Here is a 6318-nt window from a genome sequence, read left to right on the forward strand (position 1 = left end):
TTTGTGTCTCTGTGATTGGATTATCTGCCACAGAGACATTTCTAAAATATGTCGGATGGAGTTTTAAAGAAAGATTAAATCCCGTTCTTTATTTTTTCCAGTTCTTCCCATCTATTATAAAGCTGCTGAACTCTTTCTTTTGCATCTTCCAATTGCTTATTAAGTTCGTTTGTTTGTACTGCGTATTTTTCATAAAAATCTCGTGAAGAAAAAATTCCTTCAATTCTTTCTATTTCTGCCTCGGCATTTACAATATCATCTTCAATCATTTCAAGTTCTTTGTTTTCTTTCCAGCTTAACTTTTTGGTTTTTATTTTAACCCGCGAATCTTCTTTTTTGACTATTTGTCCAACTGCGTCATTCTTTACAACCTGCAATTTTCTTTTTTCAATGTAATAATCATAATCGCCCTCGCTGTAATAAATATCCCCATTCCCTTCCAATGCAAGAATTCCGTTACATACACGGTTCAAAAAATATCTGTCGTGGCTTACAACTACAACACAGCCTTCAAAAGCTATTAGCGCTTCCTCAAGTATCCGTAATGTTGGAAGATCGAGATCGTTGGTGGGTTCATCAAGAAGAAGAAAGTTGCCGCCGTTCTTTAAAATTCTGGCAAGTGTTAACCGGCTCTTTTCACCTCCGGAAAGTCTTCCAACTAATGTATTAATTCTGTCATCAGTAAAAAGGAATCTTTTCAGATATGTCCAGATGCTTAATTGAAGTTTTCCAAACTTAATGAAGTCGCTGCCTTCGCCAATGGCTTGAATAACTGTATCTTCATCGTTTAAAAGCAGGCGTGCCTGATCGATATAATTAAATTCAGTTCTCTCTCCTAATTCAATTTTTCCCGTTGTTGGTTTTAAATTCCCCAGAATGATTTTTAACAGAGTTGTTTTGCCAACTCCATTCTTTCCAACCACTCCAAGTTTTCCTCCGGCTTCAAAATTGAAATTGAAATGTTCAAAAAGATTTTTTTCGCCAAGCCTAATGCCAACATCTTTTAGCTCAATAACTTTATTCCCTAACTTTTCCGGTGTGGGAATGATTAGATCAACATCTAATTCTACTACAGAATTTTCCTGTTCCGCAACTTCATTATATTTATCCAACCGGCTTTTAGCTTTGGTTCTACGGGCGCGTGGTCCTCGCATAACCCAGTCAAGCTCTCGTCGTAGGAAATTTTGCCGCTTTCTTTCCTCAGCTTCTTTAATTGCTTTTCGTTCAGTTTTATTTATCAGGTAATCAGTATAATTTCCGTTGTGGGAAAAGAAAATCCCGGATGATAATTCTACAATTCTGTTTGCTATTCTATCCAGGAAATAACGATCGTGAGTTACAAAAATGCAGGTGCCTTTGTATTCAGCTAAAAAATTTTCTATCCACTCAATCGAATTTACATCAAGATGGTTCGTTGGTTCATCAAGAATTAATAAATCAGGATTTGCTATTAATGCGCGGCACAAAGCAACTCTTCTTTTTTCTCCACCGGATAAAGTGGTTATATTTCTTTCACGTTCAGGAGCATTTAAAGATTTGATAAGAATATCAATCCGTTTGTCAAGCGTCCATCCATCTGCCTGTAAAATCTTTTCTTCCAGAATGTGCTTGTTTGGTGAATCAAACGGTGTTATTTCATATTCTTCAATTAGATTTAATATATGCAAAGCGCCATCTAAAATATTTTCGTAAACATTTTTAGATTCGTCCAGGGTAAACTCCTGGGAAAGGAATCCGACCATCAAATCTTTTCTCTTTGCAATTTTACCGGAATCAGGGATTAGTAATCCAGATACGATTTTTAAGAAGGTAGATTTGCCAGCACCATTTCTACCAACCAACCCAATCCGGTCTTGTTCGTGGATAGTTAGTGAAGCTTTATCAAGAACAACTTGCTCACCGAAACGAACTTCCAGTTCCAATGCAGTTAAAATTACAGGATTTATATTATTAGCCATAAAAGTCAGATTTATTTTTAAGAAACAACATTGATGGAAAACTACAGAAAAATTCCAGTGTGTAATATACTGGATTTCAACAAACGATATTTGGATTTAACTTATATTAGTTAGTATTTAGGTCGTTAAAGGCTTTCTTGCGAAAAAATAATAGGATGGACTATTTTCAAATATTTTTTGTACCTTTATACCAGTAATTAAAGAATTTATTGAGCAGATTTATTATTACCACGTAATTCTTCTAAAAAGATATAAAACCATCATAATGTGGTTTTAACTATTCTAGCCTGAATTATTTCCGCACGAATAAGAATTTGCATTCTGTATGTTTTTAAACTTTGGTAACGTAATGAATAAAATAAATGACCATAAATTTCATATACCGGTACTTGGTGTTGGCTTTTCTGTTGATGCACCGCTTAAAGTATCAAAGTATGGTATTTCTTCTGTTATGTCTTTGGTTGATGATACTTTGATGGAAAAATTGCGAAAGCATTATTTAACCAAGCTTAATAAGCAATATATACCAATCACTGATAAAGATTCAGATTCGAGAGCACACAGAATTACCGCATACCTTAATATGGTAAATCAAATGGTTAAAGATCAGTTTGAATCATTAAAGAATTCAGCTTTTATAGTCGGCAGCGAAATAAGCAAATACTTTGATATGCTCCCGGATTTTTCCGGACTTAAAGCAAAGTATAATGAAATGATTATCTCTAAAGATGAGACTGTTATACAAAAGCTGCAAAACTGGCTGCGCGAAAATATTACGCATGGATCAATTGATGTTAACATTATGACCAAAGTTGATAACACAAATTATACACCAGAGGGCATAGCACTTTCCTCTGAATTCAATGATGCTCATGCGGCTTTAAGAGGTTTTGCTTTAAGTGAATTGGAAAGTTCAATAGTTTTCTCTGCTGGAATGAGCCCACGGTTATTCAGTTATATGGAAACATTTAAAGATTTCTATCCGCTTCCTGACGGTAGTTTTAAAAAGAAAATAATTATTAAAGTAAGTGATTTTCGTTCGGCAAATATCCAAGGTAAATTTTTAGCTAAAAAAGGGCTTTGGGTTTCAGAGTATCGGGTTGAATCCGGTTTAAACTGCGGTGGACATGCATTTGCAACAGATGGGATGTTGTTAGGACCTATCCTTGAAGAATTTAAAAATAGAAAAGAGGAATTGTTTAATTCAGCCCGGGATTTATATCTACTGGCGCTTGAACAAAAACAAATTACTTTCGATTCTTCCAAACTGGATTTTAGCATTACCGTTCAGGGCGGAGTTGGGAAATCCTCTGAACAGGAATTTCTGCTTCGTCATTATCCGGTAAAATCAGTTGGCTGGGGGAGCCCGTTCTTGTTAGTTCCAGAGGTTATGAACGTAGATGAAGATACTTTGCAAAAACTTAGCGTTGCAGGCGAAAAAGATTTTTATTTAAGTGATGTTTCACCATTGGGTGTTCCATTTAATAGTTTGCGTGGAAATGGTAAAGATCTTGAAAAAATTGAAAGAGTGAAAAACGGAAAACCCGGAAGCCCCTGTCCTAAAAAATTTCTGCAATCAAATAAAGAGTTTTCTGAAAAAGCGCTCTGCATAGCTTCGATTACTTACGTTAATAAAAAAATAAATGACTTAAAAGAGAAGTTTACAGAACCTGATGAATTCCAGAAAGAATTTGATAAGGTAATTGATAAAGTTTGTTTGTGTGAAGGATTGACAGCTTCTGCACTAATTGTAAATGGAATTGAAACGCCTAAACAAAGTCAGGCTGTTGCAGTATGCCCTGGACCGAACCTCGCGTACTTTTCTAAAATAACCGGACTAAAGGAAATGGTTGATCATATTTACGGAAGAATTGATTTGATTACTGAACCGGACAGACCAAATATGTTCATAAAAGAATTATCCATCAATATTGATTACTTGATAAAAAAAGCGGAAGAAAATATAAAACCAATTTCTATAAAAGCAGAAGCACTATTGAATTTATTCAGCAAAAACCTGTTGGAAGGAATTAACTATTATAAAAAATTAATTCCGGAAATAATTGAAGAAACCGAAAAAGTTAAACAGAGAATGAATGAGGATTTAGAAGCGCTTGAGCAAAAACTTCTATCTTATTCTTTTGTGATTGCTCAATAACATTAGTTTTTAATAATAATACAGAGAAATATGATAAACACATTCGACGAAATGGGGTTAGATGAAAAGATCTTAAAAGCAATTAAAGAATTAGGATTTGAAATTCCGATGCCGATTCAGGAAAAAGTAATCCCGTATTTAATGCAGCCAAAGTGTGATGATATAGTTGCGCTTGCACAGACAGGTACCGGTAAAACTGCGGCTTTCGGTTTACCTATAATTCAAAAAACAGATACCACATTAAAAAATATTCAGTACTTGATTTTAGCACCCACCCGTGAACTTTGTCTCCAAATTGCAGATGATCTGGCAAATTATGCTAAATATAAAAGTGAAATAAAAATCGCTGCTGTGTTCGGTGGTGCCAGCATTGATAGACAAATCCAAATGATAAGGCGAGGAGCACACATAATTTCTGCTACACCCGGCAGGTTGCTTGATATGATTAACAGAAATATAATCGATCTTTCCAAAATTAAAACTGTTGTTCTTGATGAAGCTGATGAAATGCTTAATATGGGATTCCGTGATGATCTTGAATCAATATTAAAAGAAACTCCTAAAAGTAAAAACACACTTCTTTTTTCAGCAACAATGCCGCCCGAAATTCTTACAATCGCAAACCGCTATATGAACAAGCCAGTTGAAATAACAGTTGGTAAACGAAATGCCGGAGCGGAAAATGTTCATCACGTTTGTTATATGGTTCATGCTAAGGACCGGTATCTTGCGCTTAAACGAATTGCGGATTATAATCCTGAGATTTATGGAATTATTTTTTGCCGTACCCGGGCAGAAACTCAAGAAGTTGCAGATCAACTAATGCAAGATGGATATAACGCCGATGCTTTACATGGCGATTTATCTCAACAGCAGCGGGATGCAGTTATGAATAAATTCCGGATTAAGCATCTTAAACTTTTAGTAGCAACTGATGTTGCAGCACGCGGACTTGATGTTGAAAATCTTACTCACATTATAAATTATAATTTACCTGACGAACTCGATTTATATACTCATAGAAGCGGGCGAACGGGACGAGCCGGTAAAGCGGGCATTTCAATTATTATTGCCAATCTTAAAGAGAAGTTTAAACTTCAGCAGATTGAAAAAAAATTGAATAAAAAGTTTTCTCATCTTCCGGTTCCATTAGGAAAAGATATTTGCGAGAAACAGCTTTTTTATCTTGTGGATAAAATTGAAAAAGTTGAGGTGGATGATTCCAACATTGATGCTTACTTACCAGAAATTTATAAAAAATTAGAATGGCTTGATCGTGAAGAGCTGATTAAGAAATTTGTTTCGGTGGAGTTTAATCGATTCCTTGATTATTACAAAAACACACCTGATTTGAATATTCCGCTTGATGAAAAAAGATCCGGCAGAAGCAGAACTACCGACGCTGGTTTTACCCGATTCTTTATAAATCTGGGTAGAACCGATGAGCTTAGACCTGTTACTCTTATGGATATGATTAGCGAGTTTACAGGAAAAAGAAATATTGAAATTGGTGCCATAGAAATTCTTCAGAATTTTTCTTTCTTTGAAGTTGACAGCAATTATGCCGATGCAATTTTGAAATCCTTTGAGAATAAAAAACTGAGGAACCGTCAGATATCGGTTGAAGTTGCCGCGGCAAGAAAGAGTGAAGGACGTAGTGAATCCTGGAAAGAAAGAAAACCAAGAGTGGGAGATAGAAAACCTTTCCACCGAGAAAGATTTGAAAAAAGAGATGGAGCTCAAAGACCAGAACGAACTTCAAGAACCGAGAGAACACCAAGTTCAGACAGATCTCCAAGAACCGAGAGGTCTCCCAGATCTGATAGTTTTTCAAAGCCAGATAAATATACAAGATCAGAAAGGTCTCCAAGATCAGAAAAACCATCTGGATCTGGAAAATCATTCGGATCAGAAAAACCACTTAGAGAAAAAAAGCGGTTCAGATAAATTATTTATAGAAATTGAAAAACTCATGTTTTTAAGTTTGGATACTTAATCATACCGAAACGTACCGGTTTTAATTCTAAATAAAAGTTTAGCTGGGTTAAAATTCCAGCTAATAATTATTAACTCACCTTACGCAACCCGATGCGTATAGTTATATTTTTTAGAATTTCATAGCGAAAGAAACTTTGAGATTTTCCAGTTGATTAAAAGCTGCACGATTTGCAGTAAGATACAATTTAGCTCGCAATGCTGTTG

General features: G+C 35.2%; 3 protein-coding genes. 2 read left to right on the plus strand and 1 reads right to left on the minus strand.

Features of this window, described 5'->3' with window-relative positions:
- Positions 1–74 precede the first annotated feature (74 nt).
- Positions 75–1958 (minus strand): ABC-F family ATP-binding cassette domain-containing protein, encoded by a 1884-nt coding sequence (locus NTX22_09225; protein ID MCX6150691.1) that lies wholly within the window; start codon positions 1956–1958, stop codon positions 75–77.
- Between the two features lie 349 nt (positions 1959–2307).
- Between NTX22_09225 and NTX22_09230 the strand changes: the two genes are divergently transcribed.
- Positions 2308–4116 carry a hypothetical protein gene (locus NTX22_09230; GenBank protein MCX6150692.1) on the plus strand — a complete coding sequence of 603 codons (1809 nt, stop codon included), beginning with the start codon at positions 2308–2310 and terminating at the stop codon, positions 4114–4116.
- A gap of 30 nt (positions 4117–4146) precedes the next feature.
- Positions 4147–6063 carry a DEAD/DEAH box helicase gene (locus NTX22_09235; GenBank protein MCX6150693.1) on the plus strand — a complete coding sequence of 639 codons (1917 nt, stop codon included), beginning with the start codon at positions 4147–4149 and terminating at the stop codon, positions 6061–6063.
- Positions 6064–6318: the final 255 nt, after the last annotated feature.

Source organism: Ignavibacteriales bacterium, from assembly GCA_026390815.1.
Lineage (GTDB): Bacteria > Bacteroidota > Ignavibacteria > Ignavibacteriales > SURF-24 > JAPLFH01.